This window comes from bacterium 336/3, from assembly GCA_001281695.1.
Classification (GTDB): Bacteria; Bacteroidota; Bacteroidia; order Cytophagales; family Thermonemataceae; genus Raineya.
In genome coordinates this window covers 744,560-764,576 of the sequence record LJIE01000001.1, presented here as the reverse complement: position 1 = coordinate 764,576, position 20,017 = coordinate 744,560, and the positions used below count along the sequence as shown (strand labels likewise).

The window sequence follows — 20,017 nt, the reverse complement described above, 5'->3', positions numbered from 1 at the left end:
AAAACTTATAAATCAATTTATTTAATAATCATTTTGTTTTTTTTTTTAAATAAAAATGTTTTTTTCTAAATTTTTTGTACTTTTAAAAACTCTAAGTCTTTTCAAAATTATCTCAAAATAATGATTCCAATGAAAAAGATTGCTGTTTTTTTGATAGCTATTGCAACCATCACATCTTGTGGTAGTGGAACAGATAAAACAGGCTCAGAATCGCTCAAAGAAGCCAAAGGAGGCAAAAAATATGGAGGTGTTCTCAAAGTCAATCAGAATGAGTACATCAAGAGTCTTTATCCATTAAATATCATTGATGTTTACTCTTATAGAGTATCCACTCAAATTTATGAAGGACTTTTCAAATTTAACCCTCAAGACTTAATGCCAACTGAAGGTTTGGCAGAAAGCTATACATTGGATGAAACCAAAACCATTTATACAATCAAACTCAGAAAAGGCGTTCGCTTCCATGATGCAGATTGTTTTGATGGTGGAAAAGGTAGAGAGGTTACAGCCGAAGACGTAAAGTTCTGTTTCACACAGGTTTGTACGCAAAATAAAATCAATCAAGGATTTACGATTTTTCAAGGGTTGCTTAAAGGAGCTGATGAACATTATGCTGCTTCAGCTGATGGGAAGAAACCTTCTAAAGAAATAGATGGTATCAAAGTGATTGATTCTCATACCATTCAATTGGAATTAACGAAACCTTATGCTTTATTTACCAGCAACTTAGCTCGCCCTTTTGCTTTTATTTATCCTAAAGAAGCAATAGATAAATATGGTGAAGATATGCGTATCAAAGCTGTAGGTACAGGTCCTTTTTATTTGGCAAAAGTAGATGAAGGAACAACTATTCTTTTAAAACGTAACCCCAATTATTACAAAAAAGATGATAAAGGAAATCAATTACCACTTTTAGATGCTGTAAAAATTTCATTTATCAAAGATAAAAAAACTGAACTTTTAGAATTTGAGAAAGGTGGTTTGGATATGGTTGTACGTTTGCCTTCAGAAGATATCATTGAGATTTTCAATAGAGCTAAACAAGATAGTTTGAATAAAAAATTTGAGTTGGAACGTTCTCCTGAAATGACTACTCAATACCTTAATTTTATGACACAGAGAGGTTTATTCAAAAATAAAGATTTAAGAAAAGCCTTTTCATTTGCTATCAATCGTCAAGAAATTTTGGATGCCGTTCTCAATGGAGAAGGTGAAGCTGCTGGCGACCATGGCATTACTCCTCCCGTTTTCAATAAATATGATATTGCTCGCATCAGAGGTTATGAATATAATGTTGATTCAGCTTTGTACTATTTGAAAAAAGCAGGTTTTGAAGCAGGAAAAGGTTTGCCTTCAATACAATTGCATATTTCACCTGAAGGAGAAAGACATATCAATGTGGCTCAGGCTGTTATTCGCCAACTAAAAGAAAATCTGAATATAGATGTTTCAATTAATCAACAACCTGTAGCTCAATTGATTGATAGAGGTTTGACTGGAGATTTTGAGTTTATGCGTATGGCATATTATGCTGATTATCCAAGTCCTGAAAACTTTTTGTGGTTATTTTGGGGCAAAAATGTACCCGCATCAGAAAAAGATAAGTCTTATCCTAATATGCCACGTTTCAAAAACGTTAGATATGATGAGTACTACGAGAAAGGTTTACAAGCCAATACAGTAGATGAAGCTTATGAGTATTTTAGTAAAGCTGAACAAGTTTTGATGGATGAAGCGGCTGTTCTTGTGCTTTGGTATGATGAAGTATATAGAATTATCAAACCTAACGTAAAAGATTGCCCTAATAACCCTATGCAGTATTGGGATTTTAGCAAAACTTATTTTAGTAAATAAATACACAAATAAGCCTTTATACAAATAGCTTTTGTACGAATTTTGTGGTATTTTGATAAATTAGTAAAGCTATGGAAACATTAAATGAAAATATCGCTCGTTATAAGCGAAAATATTACTTCAATTTATTTGTAAAAGGCTCTTTAATTGTATTTGCCCTTACAATTGCTATTTATTTGCTATTTAGTACAGTTGAGCATTTTGGCAGATTTAACTCTTCTATCAGAGGATTTTTATTATTTAGCTTTATCGCTAGTGCTATATTTTCCATGACTTATTGGGTAATCATTCCTTTACTCAAAATGCTCAGAGTTTCCAAGCAAATTTCAGATGAGCAGGCAGCATCACACATTGGCAATTACTTTTCAAATATTAATGATAAATTACTCAATACGCTTCAATTAAAAAAAATTGAGCAAAAAAACGATTTGTTATTGGCTGGTATTGAACAAAAAAGTAAAGAATTGAGTGTTTTTCACTTTCCTGATGCCATTGATATTTCTGAAAATAGAAAGTACATTCGTTATTTCTTATTGCTTCTGTTTCTTGCTTTTATAGGTTTTATGATTGATGGGATGAAGTTTTTCACAGAACCCACCAAAAGAATTATCCGATATGGTGATACCTTTGCCGATGAAGCACCTTTTCAGTTTGAACTTCAAAATTCTAAATTAAAAGCCTTTAAAGGTGAAGATTTAAGAATAGATTTAAAATTGAATGGCAACACTTTACCCAAAGAAGTTTATTTGATAACATCCGAAGGAAAAATAAAAATGCAACAAGATGCCAATGGCTATTTTTATAATTTCCAAAAATTACAAAAGTCTGAAAAGTTTAGTTTTGAAGCAGCAGGTTTCAATTCCAATACCTACGAAATAGAACTGTTAGAACGTCCAAGTCTTTTGAGTTTTAGTGCCAATCTGATTTATCCTGCTTATCTTGGTAAAACACCTGAAAGTCTTAAAAATATTGGTAATTTGGTTGTTCCTGAAGGAACGCAAGTTGAATGGCAATTTAATGTAGGAAAAACTGATAGCTTGTTTATTTCTTTTGAACAAGATAAAACGCTTGCCAAAGCTGAAAAAGAAAGTAATAAATCATTTTTGTATAGCAAACAACTCAGAGCTTCACAAAATTATACTGTTCGTTTAAAAAATGAGCACAGTGAAAACAAAGAAAACATTACTTATTATATCAATGTAATCCCTGACCAATACCCTAAAATTGGCATGGAAACTTACAAAGACACAGCTCTTTATAGCTATGTAAGTGTAGGTGGTAGCATTAGTGATGATTATGGACTTTCTCAGTTAAAATTCTTTTACAGAATTTTGGGAGCTGATGGTAAACCCAAAACAGAGTACAAGTCTATGCCTATTGGCATACAAGGAGGCTCTGTGGCTCAAAATTTCTACTACGAAATGGATTTGAAATCTTTGAATCTAAAGCCAAGTGAGCAAGTAGAGTACTTTTCTCAGGTTTGGGACAATGATGGTGTAAATGGTGCTAAAAGTGCTAAGACTCAAGTATATCAATTCAAATTACCCAATGAAACAGAACTGAGAGATGAAATAGATAAAAATGCCCAAAAAACAACTTCTCAATTGGATAAAACTTTGCAGAAAGCCAAAGAATTAAAAAATGAAATCAAAGACCTTGATACAAAAATAAAAACAAAGAAAAATTTAGATTACAACGACCGCAAACAGATTCAAGATATTTTGCAGAAAAAGCAAGATTTGGAGCAAGACATCAAGCAACTTCAAGAAATGAATAAAATGAATGAGGAGAAGAAAGAGTTGTTTGAAGACCCTAAAAATGAGGAATTAAAAGAAAAAATGGAGCAACTTCAAAAGCTCATGGATAAATTGATGGATGAAGAAACTAAAAAACTCTATGAAGAGCTTGAGAAATTGCTTGAACAACAACGCAATGACCCAAAACTTCAAGAAAATTTAGATAAACTCCTCAATAAAGAAGAAAATCTTGAGAAAGAGCTTGATAGAGCCTTAGAACTGTACAAACAAATGCAGTATGAGCAAAAATTTGAGGATATTAAGAATAATTTAGAGAAATTGGCTGAAGAGCAAAAGAAACTTTCTGAAGAAACTGACAAAAGCAATAAAAAAGATGATGCCAAACAACAAGAGCTTCAAAAACAACAAGAAAAGCTCAATGAAAAGTTTGAGGACATCAAAAAAGAAATGGATAAAATGGAGAAGATGAATCAGGAGTTGGAAGATAAAAATCCTGAAATGAATATGGAACAGCAAGAAAAAGAAGTAGATAAAGAGCAGGAAAACAGTTCAGAACAACTCAAAAGTAAAGAGAACAAAAAAGCTTCTCAATCTCAGAAAAAAGCAGCTCAAAAAATGCAGGAAATGCAACAACAAATGCAACAAATGCAAGAAGAGATGGAACAAGAGAGTAAAGAAGAAGATTTGGATAATCTGAGAAATATTTTAGATAATTTGGTAAAGCTTTCATTTGGACAAGAAGAGTTGATGAAAGAATTTAAAAATGTGAATGTTTCTGACCCTCGTTTTATAGACTTAGCTCAAAAGCAGTTAAAATTAAGAGATGATGCAAAAATTATAGAAGATAGTTTAACTGCTCTTGCCAAAAGAACACCTCAAATAGAATCGTATGTAACACGTGAATTAAGTGACATGCAAAAAGCTATGGAAGAGAGTTCTAAAGGTATTAAGGAACGTAAATTGGGTGTTGCTGCTGGTAAACAGCAATCTGCTATGACCTCTATGAATAATCTTGCTTTGATGCTTAATAACTCTATGCAACAAATGCAAAATCAAATGAACGCACAAGGACAGTCCAGTGGAAAGAAAAAAGGGAAGCAAAAAGGACAAAGTTTAGGCGAATTGCAAAAAGAATTGGGACAAAAGATACAAGATTTGAAAAAAAGTGGTAAATCGGGTAAACAACTTTCTGAAGAATTAGCTAAATTGGCAGCAAAGCAAGAAGCTCTTCGTCGGAAGATGGAAGAACTCAAGAAAGGGAATCAGATGGATAAGAATGGTGAAAACATGGGGCAACAGTTGAGTGATATGATTAAGCAAATGGAAAAAAATGAGGAAGATTTAATTAATAAACGTCTCACAGACCAACTTATCAAACGTCAACAAGAGATAGAAACGAGACTTTTAGAATACGAGAAAGCTCAAAGAGAAAGAGGTGAAGAAGAAAAGAGGAAAGGAGAAACAGGAAAAGTGAAAGAAAAAACTATTCCTAAGAATCTTCAACCTTATACAAAAACCAAAGAAAAATCAATAGAGATATTACGTACAGTTTCACCTGCACTCAATCCCTATTACAAAAAAGAAATAGATAAATACTTTGAGAAAATTGGAAAATAAACCAACACATATCGCAAATAAAATGGAGTCCATTAGCTTGCAGATACCTTCTCTGCCAGAAAACATTCGTATTGTTGAAAGTTTTATAGACAATGTGAAAGAGCAATACAACATAGATGATGATATTTATGGCAATATTCTAATAGCTATCACTGAAGCTGTGAACAACGCTATTCAGCATGGAAATAAATGCAATCCATCTAAAAATGTGGTGTTATCATTACAATTGATGGATGATGCTGTTCGTTTCACAGTAAAAGATGAGGGTGTAGGCTTTGACTTCCATCATATTCCAGACCCAGTATCGCCTGAGAATTTGGATAAAATTGGAGGAAGAGGCGTATTCCTAATCAAACATCTTGCTGATGAAGTCCACTTCAAAGACAGTGGTAGAGAGGTCGAAATGATATTTTATATAAATTAAACCTGTTAGACTTCTAACAGGTTTTTCTCAATAATCAGATTTTTCTAATCTAATTTTTTACTTTTTAGAAAATATTACTATAAATTTGGAACAATTCATAGGTATTTCAAATTTATCAATTTGAACATTAAATTCTAATTTTGACGTATGGGTGCTTTTCATGCCAATAAAGACAGACAATACCATCAGAACCCACAATTTTCTGATGAGAGAATGAAGGAAATTAAAGAGATTATAAGCCGTTATCCAGAAGGAAAGCAAAAATCCGCAATATTACCTATTTTACACATTGCTCAAACAGAGTTTGGATGGATGAGTGTAAATGTGATGGATTATGTAGCTCAAATACTCGATATCAAACCTATTGAAGTATATGAAGTTGCATCATTTTATACAATGTTTCATTTAGAGCCCGTTGGAAAATATGTATTGGAAGTTTGCCGTACAGGGCCTTGTATGATTTGTGGAGCAGATGAAGTATTTGAGTATCTTAAGAAAAAGCTTGGTGTAGAACTCAACGAAGTTTCTGCTGACGGCCGATTTACTATTAAAGCTGTAGAGTGTTTGGCTGCTTGTGGTGGTGCTCCTTGTTTACAAGTAAAACTCAAATCGGAAGATGGAATTTATAAATATTATGAAAACCTGACACCCGAAAAAATAGATGAATTGATTCAGAAAGAATGGATATAAAAAAAGCTCGCTTTATGCGAGCTTTTTATTTTTTATTTGTTTTATCTAATGGAATCACTGCTATTGCATCCATTTCAATCAAATATTCTGATTTTGCCAAAGAGGTTACTCCTATCAAAGTACTTGCTGGCATCTCTTCTGTTCCTAAAACCTCTCTGCGTATTCTACGAAAGGTTTCGTAATATTCTTCTTTATAATTGACAATATAAGTGTTGATTTTTACGATGTCTTTATAAGTTGCCCCACAAGTTTCCAGTTCTATTTTTAATTTAGAAAATACTGAATGCATTTGAGCTTCCAAATCCTTCCCCTCTCCTATCTGACCAGAAATATAGAGTGTTTTGGTGTTGCCAGACGTAATGCTTACCACTTGAGAGTAACCATTGGCAGGATGAATATATTCTTTTTTAAAGTTAGACTTTTGAATTGTATTACAAGAACTTATTGACAAACTTGTTAGAAGGATAATAATTCCTTTTATTTCAGCCTTTTTAATTTTGAATAATTCTACCATTCTCATCATATTCTCTGATTTGAGGAGGCTCTGTATTTTTATCATACCAGTTTTTATTATATGTAGTTTCTTTTTTTCTTTTTCCATTGGTATGGTATTCTACCCATAAGCCTACTTTTACTCCGTTCTGATAATTCCCCTTGATAGCTAAATTGCCATTGGAATGATATAAATAATATGTTCCATCTTCTTTATCATTTTTAATGGGAATTACTTCTTTAAGTTTTTTACGTTGGTCATCATAATACTGGACTTTCGAATCCTTTAGAAATCCTCTATTATATTTTACTTTCTCAGTCATTACAAAATCTCTATCTAATGCATCATTTCCAAACTTTTCCCATCGACCATGCTTGACACCTATATAAAAAAAGCCTTCTTCTATTACTTTATTATCTCTCATTTTTTTATAGGGACCATGCAAAACTTTATTATCATCCATATCTAGTTTTTGATAGTTGGATACATAAATTCTTTTTTTACTTGGGTTATAAGAGTAAATTTCTTCTATATATTTATTCGGTTGCTCATTGACAGTCAAGTAATGGAAGACCTCTGTAATTGCTCCGTTTTTAATGAATGTTTTACGGGTTTTTTTTCCATAAAACACATTTTTCTTAGCTTTAGCTTCTTTTACAGTTTTCTTTTCTTTAGGCATTTTTATTTTCAAGTCTGGAACAGTATCTGTTTCCAAAGGATTTGTTTCCAAATCTTGAGCGTACAGTCCAAAAGAGCCTAAAAAACAAAACAATACAAATAAGATTTTCATAGATATAAACATTATTTAGCTTTCATGCGTAATTTAATATCCACATATTCATAAATATAAGCCACAATTGAGCATGTTAAGAATATCATGGCAAGTGATTTTGAGAAGAACAAGCTACTGGTTATCAAAATAAAAATAAACATAATTACACCCAAATTTCTAAATAAACTCATATAAATTAAAATAGGGCGTGTTTGAGAAAGAAGGATATTAGCTCTTTCTAAATATTGATTAATTTTTGCTCCCAAACTTTGTAGTCTTTGGTGTAAGTTGATTTGTACTGCCTCATCTCCTAAACCTTGTAATACTAAATTGTGTACTTCTTCTTCTTTATCATTAAAATTTCTTGCCAAACGTACCAAATTATCAATTTCTTCTGTCATTTTGGTATATCGAAGCCGTGAAGCAATTACAGAAAGGAAAAATAAAGCACAAAAAAGTGTTTCAATGGTAATGAGCATAATCAAATTACTGGGCTGTATGAGTTTATCCCAGTTTTTAGAAGCATCCTGAAGTTTGAATAAAACAATATTATCAAACAACTCCATCGTATCTTCCCAAAAAAGACGCATTTCAGTCGTTTTTACTAAGGGTACAGATTGTTCTTTTGCAGTCGTTTTATCATCCTTTATTTTAGTTGTATTTAAAACAATTGTACTATTTTCTTTTACTAAAGACTCATTATTAATTTTAACGTTTTTGGTCAAAAAATCTTGCCTTTCACTGATTGTATAATTAAATCGCTCTGAGGCTATAATGGATAAAAATCCTGAAAAAGCCAAAGCTCCAAACATAACACTTTCAAGAATATATGCTTCTACCCTTGAATGTTCGTTGCGAAGTCTCCCTTCTACTTTAATAATTTCCAAATCATTTCTATCTATTTGGTAATCAAATGAATTAAGAAACAAGGATCTATCAATCAATGATGATGTATCTATATCTTGCTCATTTGAGTAACGTTTGGTCAATTTTTTTACCCATTTCCCTAATGGCATAGGGTCCGCAATGGGAATAGAAACAAATTCTTCCTCGTGTTCTTTAGAAACTCTGATACTAATGAAAGATAAAAACACCATAATACCTGCATATACCAAAAACACTAAAAAATAAGCAGCATATTGAGAACCATCTTGACGAACTCCTACAAACTCGTGATAAAATTTTTGCTCTCTGATAATATTAGCAATAATGTATGTAACAGAAACAACATTGAAAAGTCTAAAGGCAATAGATAGTAAGGATACCTTTTCTTCATAAAATCCCTCTCTTAAAAAATCATATTGCTTTTTGAGTTGATTAAACCTTCTCAGAATCCATAGAACCGTTATTACTGTAATAATAATTTGTTCTACTATAAAAAAGATAAAATCCTCTGATTCATGAACAGGCTTTACACGCCAACGATACAAACCCATCGTACACCAACGCAAAAACATATCTACAATAAAAGGCATATAATAAAAATGCACAACTTTTGTTTCTTCACGAACTGGAGCACTCATAGAAATATTAGTTTTTTTGCAAATCTAATCATAAACTTGCAAACAGAAAAGAAGTCTTTTGTTAAACTTTACAATCAAGTAAAATGACTTTACAATATCTTTTTGAACTTTTAGGAACATATTTTTTTGCTATTTCTGGAGCTTTGGCTCTTGAAAATAAAGAGCAAGATGTATTTGGAGCTGCTTTTATGGGCTTCATTACTGCTATTGGGGGCGGTAGCCTTCGGGATATTCTGTTGGGCAGTTATCCACTTGTTTGGATAGGTGATATAAACTTTTTTTATGCAATTTTAGCAGGAATTCTTACATCATTAGTCGCTTGGGATTTCGTTAGAAAACTTAAAAGAACATTTTTGTTGTTTGATACTGTGGGTATTGGCTTTTTCACTATTTTGGGTGTCGAAAAAGCTCTTAGAATGGGTGTACGTCCAGAAATTGCAGCCATGATGGGTATGTTTACGGCTGTCATGGGTGGAGTTATCAGAGATACACTCAGTAATGAAGTCCCAGTTTTATTTAGAAAAGAAATTTATGCAACTGCTTGTCTTTTAGGAGCTATCGTATATTTATTTCTGCATTATTTTGGACTTGAAAGAGATTGGAACCTACTAATTTCCAGCTCTGTAATTATCACTATTCGTTTGCTTGCTGTACGTTACAAATTGAGTTTGCCAACATTGCGTTAAGCATATTTCCTACCTTTCCAAAATATTTTAAATGGAAGCAAATAATAAATGATTAAAACAATTGTCAAAATATTTGTATAAAAGTCATATACAGGCAAATACAACCAATAAACTTTCTGTTCTATTCGTTTCAATAATGTCAAGATAAATGCACTTTGAAAAACGATTTTGATACTCCAAATACCTAAAATGATTTGCCATTGTTCAGGGTTTGTAAAAAAAATACCTAAAAGGCTTACAATAAATATAAGTTTTATGAAAATATAAATTTTTGCATACCAAGGAGCTTGTACAGCTCCTTTCATCCATCGTTTGCGTTGTTGTAGAAGCATTAAAAAAGATTCTGTAGGTTTAGAATATGCTTTTACTTCTTTTTCTACAATATTGATAAAATTACCATTTTGTTTTATTACAGCCTGTAACAATGCAAAATCTTCTACAATGCTGGGTGGCAAATTTTCATAACCACCTGTTTTTAAGTATATTTCTTTCTTGATTGCCATATTGTTTCCCATGGCTGTTGTGGGCAGTCTAAAACCCGAAAATACTTTGGCTACTCCCAACGTAAAAGTCCATTCTATCGCTTGTAGTGTGTTGTCTTTTATCCATGTAAAGCCAGTTATCAAATCTTTGGTATGCCCATAGACAAGCATATTTTGAAGCCAGTCGGGTTGATGAGTAATATCAGCATCTGTAAAAAAAAGCCACTCTCCTATGGCTTGATGAGCTAACTGAGCCAATACATTTGCTTTACCAATAGTATCACCTATATTTTCAGAAATGTGGATAAGTTGAAACTTTGGCTTATTACTGATAAAGTTTTCCACAATTTCGACTGTTCTATCTGTGGACAAGTCATTTCCTATTAAGATTTGCAGTTTATTTTGTGGATAATTCAGATGATTTAACGATTCTAAGCAAGCCAAGATATTATTTTCTTCGTTTCTGACTGCAACTAAAATAGATATTGTAGGTAAATTATCTAAAATGATTTTTTGATTTTTCTTTTTAAAAAGAAAAAAACAAAGAATATCTATAATGATTACAAGTGTTGTAATAGAAAGAAATAGAAATAACATGCAATGATATTTGAAAATCAAATGTAGTTTTTTTACAATAAAAAATCCCACTTTTAAAAGTGGGATTTTGTTTTATTCAACTGTATGTTTGCGTTTCCAACCTTTGTAAGGGTTATAGCCGTTTGTCTTCTTTTGGTAATAGCCTGTTCCATCATAAGGACGTATATCTTCGTTTTCTTTACACTCTGTAGAACAAGCTCCTTTATATTCCCATCCACATTTATCACAAATTGGTAAGTGATTGTTACAATGAGGATTAGCACAATTCACCATTCTATCACACTCAGTATCACAGATATAACAATGTGAAAGTACCACAGGATTGACTTTATTTACATCAACAGCTATTCTGTTATCAAAAACATAACATTTTCCTTCAAAATCTTCGCCACCTGCTTCCATACCATATTTAATAATTCCACCATGCAACTGATAGACATTCTGAAAACCTTGCTCTAACAAATAAGCACTTGCTTTTTCACATTTAATACCTCCTGTACAGTATGTTACAATTTTCTTACCTTCTAATAAAGGATATATTTCTTTTACTTTTTCAGGAAATTCTCTAAAATTCTCAATATCTAAAGTAATGGCATTTTTGAATTTTCCGAGTTTATGTTCATAGTTAGAACGGGCATCCAAAATGATAATATCCTCATCATTTTTCATTTTCTTGAAATCTTCTGGTTCAAGGTGGATTCCTGTTTTTTGGTTAGGGTCTATTTCAGTTAAGCCAGAATGTACAATTTCAGATTTTACACGAACATGAATTTTTGTAAAAGTATGTCCATCTGTTTTTTCTATCTTAAAGTCAGTGTGTTTAAATCTTTCATCAGCAAGTACATAGTCCATATATTTCTGACAGTTTTCTTTTGTACCAGAAACAGCACCATTCAAACCTTCATTTGCAATAATAATACGACCTAAAATACCATTTTCAATACAAAACAGATGATGTTCTTCTCGATAAGCTTCTGGGTCTTGGATTGGGGCATAACAATAATAAAGTAGCCCACAATATTCTTGTTGGGGAATTGTATTTTCCATAAATACCTTTTTTGTTTAGCTCCGTTTCAGGGCGGAGTGGTTAAAAAAATTTCGCAAATTTATCGCTTTTTTAGAAGAAAATCAGAATTTTAGCAAATATTTTTTCGTTATATTAGCACTCTAAATCATTTAGACCATTTTGTTAAGTATGAAAAAGATTCTCGTTTTATTCTGGATTAGTGTGTATGCTTTTCAAGGCATAGCTCAAAAAATAGATATTGATAATCAAGGATTTCCCAATATTAAAGCTAAAATCACATCTGAAAAACCCATTACACAAGAAAACACAAAGATAACCCAAAATGGTCAAACTATCAGTTTCATAATCGCCAAAGACTCTAATAGTCAAGTAGGTGCAAAATCTATTTATTTTTTGATAGAAACATCAGGCTTCACAAGCTCCCAAGTAGTAAGTCATTTTAAGTCAGGTGTTTCCGATTTCATCAAATCTACTCCTGAAGGTACATTATTCAATGCTTCTTCATTTTGGAAAGCCAACAGCGACAGTAAAATTCTAAACAATTGGAGTGCCGATTTTACTGTCGATAAAGAGCTATTCATCAGCGAATTAAATCAAAAAATCAAACCTGTGAGAGATACTATCAAACAAGCAGATATTCATAAAGCTATTTATGATGCCATTGAGTATGTAAGCCAATCCACCAACGAGCCTGAAAAAATCATTGTGGTGCTTACAGCAGGTGTCAATAAAAGCTATTCTAATTTTAAAATTGAAGATTGTATTGATAAAGCCAATAGTAGTAAAATAAAAGTGTATTCTTTGGTTTATAAGACTGGGTTTCCGTATGCTTTGGATAATCTTAAAAAATTAGCTGACAAAACCAATGCACAAAGTGATATGGTAAGTGGTAGCTCAGAAATTACAGAAAAACTCAATAGTTTTATAGGTAGCTCAGAAAAACAATCTTCAGGAGTATATGAAATTTCTTTTACGCCACCTAACTCTGAAAGCGTAGAGGGGATTCAAATCAGTATAGATGGAAAGGCTCAAAATGTTACAATCACCAAACCTGAAAGCTCTAAAAGCGATTCAAAAACCAATAATTTACCATTATTTATAGCTATTGGTTTTGTAATAATGGCAGCTCTTGTTTTTGTATTTATTCAAAGAAATCAGAAAGCTAAAAAACGCCAACAAGAAGAGCAGAATGCCCTCAAAAAACAAATGGAACAACAAAAAGAGCAGTTTTTACAAGAGCAACAAGCATTACAGCAACAACTTCAAAATCAACAATTTACTCAACAGCCAACAGTTGTAAAAGAAGAACCTAAAAAATTTGACCCTAAAAAAACATATATTGGTGTAGGTGGTGGAACGCCAACCCTTTCTGTTACAGGAGAAGGTATCAGTAAAACTTTTGAGTTACACAAGCCCACCATGACTATTGGTAGAAAAGAAGATAATGACATTGTAATCCCTGTTCAAAGTGTTTCAGGTAAACATGCCATTTTGACAAACGAAGGAGGAAACTGGTTTATCACAGACAATGGTAGTACTAATGGTGTCATTGTAAATGGAAACAAAGTTGATAAGCATATTCTAAAACAAGGTGATAAAATACAGTTAGGAGGAGCTTTAATGACTTTTAACTTATGATGCCTCAGCCCTCTGTCATTGCTCCTGCCCCTTGGACACTCAGGGGCAATGGATATATTTTTTTGTATCGTTTTTCTAAAGAATTTATTGAAAAACAAGGTTTTTTAACAGAATTTCATAAAAAAGCTACTTTTAAAGGTGTGATTGGAAGCGTAATGCTCGTAGATTATCACACTTCGGAAGTAGGTGGATACAAAGAGCTTTTATTTATCCCTGGGTTGTTTAATTTTGAAAAGAAAACAGGTTTTAATATTTCTAAAATTTATGTTTCCACTTACGAAAGTGTCTATAATGGTATCCAGAATTGGGGTATTCCAAAAGAATTAGCAGATTTTGAGATTACTCAAATTGCTCAAAATCAAGCCTATTTTGAAGTAAAAAACAGTCAAAAAACTTTCTTTCAGGCTGATATAAAATCTTATGGCATACCTTTTTATATCAATACAGCTTTGTTTCCTTTCAATTTTTATCAACCATTAGAAAGTAAAACCTTGCTCACACAGCCCCAAGGAAAAGGCTGGGCTAAATTATGTAAGCTTAGAAATTTACAAATAGACTCCGCTTTATTTCCTGATATATCCACACAACGCCCTTTGGTATGTATGGCTGTTCGTAATTTTACTATGAAATTTCCCGTAGCAAAAAATATAGAATTGTGATAATTTTTGGATAAATAAGATAATTTACTCAATTTAACACTCCAAATTTGTATCAATATACACTCATAATTTATCGCTCCTTATGTCTGTTCATTCTGAAATAAAAAAAGTAACTACCCATAAACTCCTTGAAATGAAGCACAAAGGGGAAAGAATTTCTATGCTCACAGCCTACGATTTTTCTATGGCAAAAATTGTGGATGAAGCAGGTATAGATATTATTTTGGTGGGTGATAGTGCTTCCAATGTTATGGCAGGACACGAAACTACGCTACCCATTACTTTAGATCAAATGATTTACCATGCTTCAAGCGTTGTAAGAGCTGTTACAAGAGCTTTGGTTGTAGTAGATATGCCTTTTGGTTCGTATCAAGGTAACTCAAAAGAAGCTTTGATTTCGGCTATTCGTATTATGAAAGAGTCTGGAGGACATGCCATTAAAATGGAAGGAGGTTCAGAAATTGCAGAATCTATTACAAGAATTTTGAGTGCAGGCATACCTGTTATGGGACATTTAGGACTTACACCTCAATCTATTTATAAATTTGGAACATATAATGTCAGAGCTAAAGAAGAAGCAGAAGCTCAAAAACTTCTTGAAGATGCTGCCTTACTTGATAAATTGGGTTGTTTTGCTTTAGTTTTGGAAAAAATACCTGCTCAATTAGCCAAAAGAGTAGCTGAAAGTATTACCATTCCTGTAATTGGCATTGGTGCTGGTGGAGATGTTGATGGGCAAGTACTTGTATTACACGATATGTTGGGTATCAATAAAGATTTTAGCCCTCGTTTCTTACGCCGTTATGCCGATTTACATACAGTCATGACACAAGGTATCAATCAGTATATCAAGGACGTAAAAAATAAGGATTTTCCTAATGATAAGGAATCATATTAAACTTAAAAAACCTAAGAAAGCTATTATCTACAATTACTTTCTTAGGTTTCCATCTCTGTTATATATAAAAGTTCATGCTCTGCATCATCTTTGATTAGGTTTAATTCATATAATCTCCGTAAAAATGACACTCTATGTGTTCCTTCTATCAAATGTATTGGACTACCAAAACTACCTACACCAATTTTTATTGCTAATTTTGCATCAATTACAACAGGAGGAAAATGCCATGTTTTATTATAAGCTATATAGCTTATAATCTCATAATCAGCTCTACTCCCTTTTTCCAAAAAATCATCTATTTGGAAATACCAAAAATCAATTATTTCATTCCTATCATATCTAATAAAATCATATATTTCTCTCGTATTCTTTTTTATTCGAATGATTTTATGATATTTCAAGTCAAATTTGGGAAATCGATTATTAAATCTTTCAAAATGGTCACAACATATTTGACTTAGAAAATCATGGTCTATATGTGCTAAGTCTCCTATTTTCTTTAAATATTTTATCCATTTTTTTTCTGACTTAAATATATCAAAACTTCCCTTAAGTATTTTAGGTAACATTATACATTCACCTCTCCTTTAAAAACTTGCTCTGCTTTCCCAATAAGGTAGATGTTTTTATATAAATTTCCTTCTTTTTCATAAGAAATCTGTAAATCTCCTCCAAGCGTTTTTACTTGTACTGGGCTGGTTTGGTATTGCAATGAATAAGCTAATACAGAAGCTGTTACGCCCGTACCACAAGAGTAGGTTTCATCTTCTACCCCTCTCTCATAAGTACGAACTTGTATGGCATTTTTATCCAATACTTCCACAAAATTCACATTAGTACCTTTTTCTCTAAAACGGTCATTATAACGAATAGCTTTCCCTTTTTCAAAAACCTCGTACTGATTCAGATTTTCAACAAACTCTACATAATGAGGTGAGCCTGTATCCATAAAAAAGTAACTGTCTGTCTTCTCAATATGCTCTACTTCTTTCATTTTAAGATGCACCAAACCATTTTCTAAAAAGGCATCATGTTCGCCATCTACGGCCATAAAGCGAGTTTTAGTATCAAAAACATTTAGGAATTTAGCAAAAGCTACTGTACATCTGCCTCCATTTCCACACATAGAGCCTTCTAAGCCATTGGCATTATAATATACCATTCTAAAGTCGTAGCCTTCAGTATTTTCTAAAAGAATCAAACCATCAGCACCTACTCCAAAACGCCTGTGACAAAGATGAGCAATCACTTCTTGTGATTTAGGGAATTGCTGATTTCTGTTATCAATCATGACAAAATCGTTGCCAGTTCCCTGATATTTATAAAATTGAAGTGTCATAAATAAGTATTTTAAAAACCCTTGCAAGTGGAACTTACAAGGGTTAGATTGATGTCTTTTTAAACGTTTTATTTTTTATTTGAGTTCTATCAATTTCAAATCTGCCCTACGCATTTGGCGTTTGGCTGCTTCTGGGTCAGGAGAAGCATTTCCTCCAAAACCTTTAAATGTAATTTTATTTTTATCAATACCTTGACTTACAAAGTAATCATAAACTGCTTTGGCTCTATCCTCAGAAAGTTTTTGATTGGCATTTGCTTGTCCTTCTGATGAAGCATATCCCAAAATTTGTACTCCTACTTTTGGTTTTTGTTTAAGATAATCAGCAAAACGCTTCATTTCTTGTTTGGCTCGTGCATTTAGCTGTGTAGATTTACTATCAAAATAAGCTGTATAAGATTTATTGAGGATAATTTCACCACTATTTACAGAATAATCGTCTGTTTCTACTTTTTCAAGTGTCATAATGGTTTCATTACCAACTTTATAAGGTTTTAACTGTCCTTTATCATCAGTGTACATATATGTTACTTGCACAGCATCTTTTGCAGCTACACCGTTTTCTTTATTATCTATATTTTTATTTTTATAAATAACATCCAAAAGGTAGTTCAAAGCTACACTATCCTGAGACTCAATAATATCCTCCATCATATCATACAAATCTAAATCTCTTCCTTGAAAGTTATTAGGATTATCTCTTTCAGGGTCAAAATCACTTTTGATGGTAATTTCTTGTCCTACTTCCTTTCCATTTTCAATTTTTTTCTTGAGTGTAATTTCTTGATATAACTCATGGAAATAATCTTGATTAGGAATGTTAATATTTACTAAATAAGGCAAATAACCTTCTGCCGTAATAATCATGTCATAATTCTTACCTGGAGGGAAAATCATCAAATAATCTCCTGTTTGAGGATTAGGATTATACACATATTTTAAAAACTGTTGTGTTTCTTTATCTACAACTCTAATTTTAGCTTCTACTGGTATAGGAGGCGTTCCCGCCAAAATTTTTCCCTTTACCATTGTCAGAGCTGTTTTTTTATCATCAGGAAGAATAATCGAGTAAATATCTTGTTTTCCAGCTCCACCAGGTCTATCAGAAGAAAAATAAGCTTTCTTACCATTGGCTGTTACCACTAAATAACCATCATTAAATACTGTATTGATAGGATAACCCATATTTTCAGGTTTTACCCATTGATTATTTTGAAATGTAGTTTTAAAAATATCATTTCCTCCTATACTATTATGTCCTGTACTTGTAAAAAACAATGTTTTTTTATCAGGATGAATAAAGGGAGCATCTTCATCGTAAGGTGTATTAATGCCATCTCCTAAATTTTGAGGTTTACCCCAAGTTCCATCTGCTTGACGTTCAACTTTATAAATATCTTTCCCACCATATCCACCTGGTCTGTCTGAGGCAAAATACATCACACTTTCATCAGCACTGATACTTGCAGTACTTTCCATATAGCCTGAATTTACTTCAGCACCTAATTTTTCTGGAACACCCCAGCCATTTACATTTTGTTTACTACTATAAATGCTACCAACATTATTGGCTTCACCTATGTAAATAAACATTTTCTGTCCATCAGGCGAAAGCCCTACTGTTCCTACATTTTGGCTTGCTTTAAAATTAATAGGAGCTACTGACTCCCAAACATAATTTTTCTTTTTTCCTACAAAAACCTGTTCTTTTGCATTTTCTTTATAAGAAGAGAATGTATAAGCTAAAACACTTTCATCAGCAGAAATAAGTGGAGCAAATTCAGAAGCATCTGTATTAATAGGCTTACCCAAATTTTGTATAGGCATTTGGAGAGGCTTTGCTATAATAGTTTTAGCATAATTAGACACATCAATAGCCCTTTGGCTTTCTGTCTGAAATTTATCTGTAGCAGGAGCATTTTTCTTAAAAGCTTCAAATTGAGTAATTGCATCATCAAATCGTTGTTGTAAATGATATGCTTTTCCCAAATAATAATAAACCCTTTTAGGAGTTTGATCATTGATTTTATTTTTAGATGTTTCTAAAAAACTCAAAGATTTAATTTGTTCTTGTGCATCTTTAGATTTAATATAACAAACACCCAGTTTATAGTTTAAAATAGGGTCTTGGGGTGTTTTCTTAATAAGTGTTAGGTAAACAGGTAGAGCTTGCTCAAAGTTTCCTTGTTCAAAAGCCTCATCTGCTTTCTTTACGTCTTGTGCAAAAAGATGAAAGCAACTTAACATTGCCATGAGGCATAAAGCTATCTTAGTCATAATGTAAGAAATTTTGTCTTAGATTTAAAGCAATCTTGGTGCTAAAATATAAAAAAGATTACACTTTATCCAATAAAAATTGAATTTCCTTGAACTGATATGCTTTTAAATCACCCAAAACGTCAATTTGCAACCTTCCTAAATGATCCACACCTACAATTTTTCCTACAAAAGATTTGCCTTCTTTAGAAAACCATTTTTCTTCATCAAAACCATATAATCGTTTGTAATATTCTTGTCTTAAAAATTCTATCTTTTTCTGTTTAAGTTGCAAGTATCTTTTCTCAAGATTTATCAATAATTTTTCAATCAATATAGTCAACTCATAGTCTATCCCTGTAATCAAACTTAAAGAAGTAGCTTGTGGATACTGAAAAGATTTTTGATTGATATTCAAACCAACACCCACCACCGATTTACTAAGTGTATTGCCTGATATAATATTTTGAATTAATATGCCACAAAGTTTTTTTCTATCATACAATAAGTCATTAGACCATTTTATTTTCAATAAATCAGGATTGGGTACAAAAACTTCTAACAAATCATAGATACCAAGAGTTATAGCTATGTTGAGTTCAAATTGCTCTTTTAAATTTAAAAACTGAGGTTTAAAGATGACAGAAGTTGTGATATTTTGAAAAGGCTCAGTATCCCATGTATTGCCCTGCTGTCCTCTGCCAGCTGTCTGACAGTCTGTAAGAACTACTGTTCCATCAAAATAATCGTCATTTTGTACTAAATCTAAAGCGTAAAAATTCGTAGACTGACAAGATGGCAGATACCGTAAATCTTTACCAACAAATAAAGTATTAATTTTTTTTGAAAAATTTTCGTAATTTTGCATCTTACTTCAATATCGAACAACCAAAGTACCCAAAAAACAGAATGAAACAAAAAAAGACTCAACAAATTAACTCTGAAAATCTTTGTAACCTGATAGTCAAAGGAATGCAAGAGAAAAAAGCACAAAATATTGTATTGATGGATTTGAGAAAGGTACGCTCTTCTATTGTAGATTTCTTTGTAATTTGCAGTGGAACATCTGATACTCAGATAGATGCAATAGCAAGTTCAGTGGAGGATGAAGTGTATAAAACCGTGCAAGAAAACCCATGGCATCAAGAAGGTAGACAAAATAAGGAATGGATTTTGTTAGATTACGTTGATGTAGTCGTCCACGTTTTCAAAAAAAGTAAAAGAGAATTTTTTGCTTTAGAAGAATTGTGGGGCGATGCACAAATCACTCATATTGAATAAAAAGATTTAGAAATACTAATT

At 32.2% G+C, this 20,017-nt stretch carries 16 protein-coding genes and 2 pseudogenes; 9 read left to right on the top strand and 9 right to left on the bottom strand.

The genetic code is table 11. The features are described from left to right. The first annotated feature begins 129 nt into the window (after nucleotides 1–129). The 4 genes from AD998_03615 to AD998_03600 all read left to right on the top strand — a co-directional run bounded on the left by AD998_03615 (nucleotide 130) and on the right by AD998_03600 (nucleotide 6,342). Entirely contained in the window at nucleotides 130–1,854 is a 1,725-nt protein-coding gene (locus tag AD998_03615; protein ID KOY85359.1) for a peptide ABC transporter substrate-binding protein, read from the top strand. Nucleotides 1,855–1,925: 71 nt separating this feature from the next. Continuing rightward, nucleotides 1,926–5,228, top strand: a complete 3,303-nt coding sequence (locus AD998_03610; protein KOY85358.1) for an ATPase — start codon at nucleotides 1,926–1,928, stop codon at nucleotides 5,226–5,228. 22 nt (nucleotides 5,229–5,250) lie between these two features. After that, the gene (locus tag AD998_03605) at nucleotides 5,251–5,652 is read left to right on the top strand and encodes a serine/threonine protein kinase (protein KOY88037.1); all 402 of its coding nucleotides are present in this window, start codon (nucleotides 5,251–5,253) and stop codon (nucleotides 5,650–5,652) included. A gap of 147 nt (nucleotides 5,653–5,799) precedes the next feature. Beyond that, nucleotides 5,800–6,342: an NADH-quinone oxidoreductase subunit E gene (locus AD998_03600; GenBank protein KOY85357.1), complete on the top strand. Its 543-nt coding sequence runs from the start codon at nucleotides 5,800–5,802 to the stop codon at nucleotides 6,340–6,342. Nucleotides 6,343–6,367: 25 nt separating this feature from the next. On the opposite strand, the gene AD998_03595 is transcribed toward AD998_03600, so the two are convergent. The 3 genes and pseudogenes from AD998_03595 to AD998_03585 form a co-directional block, all read right to left on the bottom strand. Next, the gene (locus AD998_03595) at nucleotides 6,368–6,769 is read right to left on the bottom strand and encodes a hypothetical protein (protein ID KOY88036.1); all 402 of its coding nucleotides are present in this window, start codon (nucleotides 6,767–6,769) and stop codon (nucleotides 6,368–6,370) included. Between the two features lie 73 nt (nucleotides 6,770–6,842). Then, nucleotides 6,843–7,547, bottom strand: a pseudogene (locus AD998_03590) (hypothetical protein). Nucleotides 7,548–7,636: 89 nt separating this feature from the next. Continuing rightward, on the bottom strand, nucleotides 7,637–9,130 hold the full coding sequence (locus tag AD998_03585; protein ID KOY85356.1) for a hypothetical protein: 1,494 nt from the start codon (nucleotides 9,128–9,130) through the stop codon (nucleotides 7,637–7,639). A gap of 83 nt (nucleotides 9,131–9,213) precedes the next feature. On the opposite strand from AD998_03585, the gene AD998_03580 reads away from it, so the two are divergent. Further along, a complete protein-coding gene (locus AD998_03580; GenBank protein ID KOY85355.1) occupies nucleotides 9,214–9,816 on the top strand; it encodes a hypothetical protein in 603 nt (200 codons plus the stop codon). Here AD998_03580 and AD998_03575 read toward each other — a convergent pair. Both AD998_03575 and AD998_03570 read right to left on the bottom strand, forming a co-directional pair. Further along, nucleotides 9,813–10,808: a hypothetical protein gene (locus tag AD998_03575; protein ID KOY88035.1), complete on the bottom strand. Its 996-nt coding sequence runs from the start codon at nucleotides 10,806–10,808 to the stop codon at nucleotides 9,813–9,815. The genes AD998_03580 and AD998_03575 overlap by 4 nt on opposite strands. 159 nt (nucleotides 10,809–10,967) lie before the next feature. Next, entirely contained in the window at nucleotides 10,968–11,942 is a 975-nt protein-coding gene (locus AD998_03570) for a sulfurtransferase (protein ID KOY85354.1), read from the bottom strand. Nucleotides 11,943–13,260: 1,318 nt separating this feature from the next. Between AD998_03570 and AD998_03565 the strand changes: the two genes are divergently transcribed. The 3 genes and pseudogenes from AD998_03565 to AD998_03555 all read left to right on the top strand — a co-directional run bounded on the left by AD998_03565 (nucleotide 13,261) and on the right by AD998_03555 (nucleotide 15,117). Next, complete coding sequence (locus tag AD998_03565) at nucleotides 13,261–13,560, top strand: hypothetical protein (GenBank protein ID KOY88034.1); 300 nt, start codon at nucleotides 13,261–13,263, stop codon at nucleotides 13,558–13,560. Continuing rightward, nucleotides 13,560–13,913: pseudogene (locus tag AD998_03560) on the top strand (hypothetical protein). The gene AD998_03565 and the pseudogene AD998_03560 overlap by 1 nt, the downstream one beginning before the upstream one ends. 388 nt (nucleotides 13,914–14,301) lie before the next feature. Beyond that, complete coding sequence (locus tag AD998_03555) at nucleotides 14,302–15,117, top strand: 3-methyl-2-oxobutanoate hydroxymethyltransferase (GenBank protein KOY85353.1); 816 nt, start codon at nucleotides 14,302–14,304, stop codon at nucleotides 15,115–15,117. 41 nt (nucleotides 15,118–15,158) lie between these two features. Here AD998_03555 and AD998_03550 read toward each other — a convergent pair whose 3' ends face one another. The 4 genes from AD998_03550 to AD998_03535 form a co-directional block, all read right to left on the bottom strand. Next, nucleotides 15,159–15,689 carry a hypothetical protein gene (locus AD998_03550; protein KOY85352.1) on the bottom strand — a complete coding sequence of 177 codons (531 nt, stop codon included), beginning with the start codon at nucleotides 15,687–15,689 and terminating at the stop codon, nucleotides 15,159–15,161. Then, nucleotides 15,689–16,459, bottom strand: coding sequence for a diaminopimelate epimerase (locus AD998_03545; GenBank protein ID KOY85351.1), 771 nt, complete (start codon nucleotides 16,457–16,459; stop codon nucleotides 15,689–15,691). The genes AD998_03550 and AD998_03545 overlap by 1 nt, the downstream gene beginning before the upstream one ends. A gap of 75 nt (nucleotides 16,460–16,534) precedes the next feature. Further along, complete coding sequence (locus AD998_03540) at nucleotides 16,535–18,736, bottom strand: hypothetical protein (GenBank protein KOY85350.1); 2,202 nt, start codon at nucleotides 18,734–18,736, stop codon at nucleotides 16,535–16,537. A 58-nt stretch (nucleotides 18,737–18,794) separates the two neighbouring features. Then, nucleotides 18,795–19,583 (bottom strand): hypothetical protein, encoded by a 789-nt coding sequence (locus AD998_03535; GenBank protein KOY85349.1) that lies wholly within the window; start codon nucleotides 19,581–19,583, stop codon nucleotides 18,795–18,797. 41 nt (nucleotides 19,584–19,624) lie between these two features. Between AD998_03535 and AD998_03530 the strand changes: the two genes are divergently transcribed. Beyond that, complete coding sequence (locus tag AD998_03530; GenBank protein ID KOY85348.1) at nucleotides 19,625–19,996, top strand: iojap family protein; 372 nt, start codon at nucleotides 19,625–19,627, stop codon at nucleotides 19,994–19,996. Nucleotides 19,997–20,017: the final 21 nt, after the last annotated feature.

What these genes read in the sequence shown, in the direction of transcription:
- AD998_03615 (KOY85359.1), top strand. Translation starts at nt 130, where the DNA reads ATGAAAAAGATTGCTGTTTTTTTGATAGCTATTGCAACCATCACATCT.
- AD998_03610 (KOY85358.1), top strand. Translation starts at nt 1,926, where the DNA reads ATGGAAACATTAAATGAAAATATCGCTCGTTATAAGCGAAAATATTAC.
- AD998_03605 (KOY88037.1), top strand. Translation starts at nt 5,251, where the DNA reads ATGGAGTCCATTAGCTTGCAGATACCTTCTCTGCCAGAAAACATTCGT.
- AD998_03600 (KOY85357.1), top strand. Translation starts at nt 5,800, where the DNA reads ATGGGTGCTTTTCATGCCAATAAAGACAGACAATACCATCAGAACCCA.
- AD998_03585 (KOY85356.1), bottom strand. Translation starts at nt 9,130, where the DNA reads ATGAGTGCTCCAGTTCGTGAAGAAACAAAAGTTGTGCATTTTTATTAT.
- AD998_03580 (KOY85355.1), top strand. Translation starts at nt 9,214, where the DNA reads ATGACTTTACAATATCTTTTTGAACTTTTAGGAACATATTTTTTTGCT.
- AD998_03570 (KOY85354.1), bottom strand. Translation starts at nt 11,942, where the DNA reads ATGGAAAATACAATTCCCCAACAAGAATATTGTGGGCTACTTTATTAT.
- AD998_03555 (KOY85353.1), top strand. Translation starts at nt 14,302, where the DNA reads ATGTCTGTTCATTCTGAAATAAAAAAAGTAACTACCCATAAACTCCTT.
- AD998_03550 (KOY85352.1), bottom strand. Translation starts at nt 15,689, where the DNA reads ATGTTACCTAAAATACTTAAGGGAAGTTTTGATATATTTAAGTCAGAA.
- AD998_03545 (KOY85351.1), bottom strand. Translation starts at nt 16,459, where the DNA reads ATGACACTTCAATTTTATAAATATCAGGGAACTGGCAACGATTTTGTC.
- AD998_03540 (KOY85350.1), bottom strand. Translation starts at nt 18,736, where the DNA reads ATGACTAAGATAGCTTTATGCCTCATGGCAATGTTAAGTTGCTTTCAT.
- AD998_03535 (KOY85349.1), bottom strand. Translation starts at nt 19,583, where the DNA reads ATGCAAAATTACGAAAATTTTTCAAAAAAAATTAATACTTTATTTGTT.
- AD998_03530 (KOY85348.1), top strand. Translation starts at nt 19,625, where the DNA reads ATGAAACAAAAAAAGACTCAACAAATTAACTCTGAAAATCTTTGTAAC.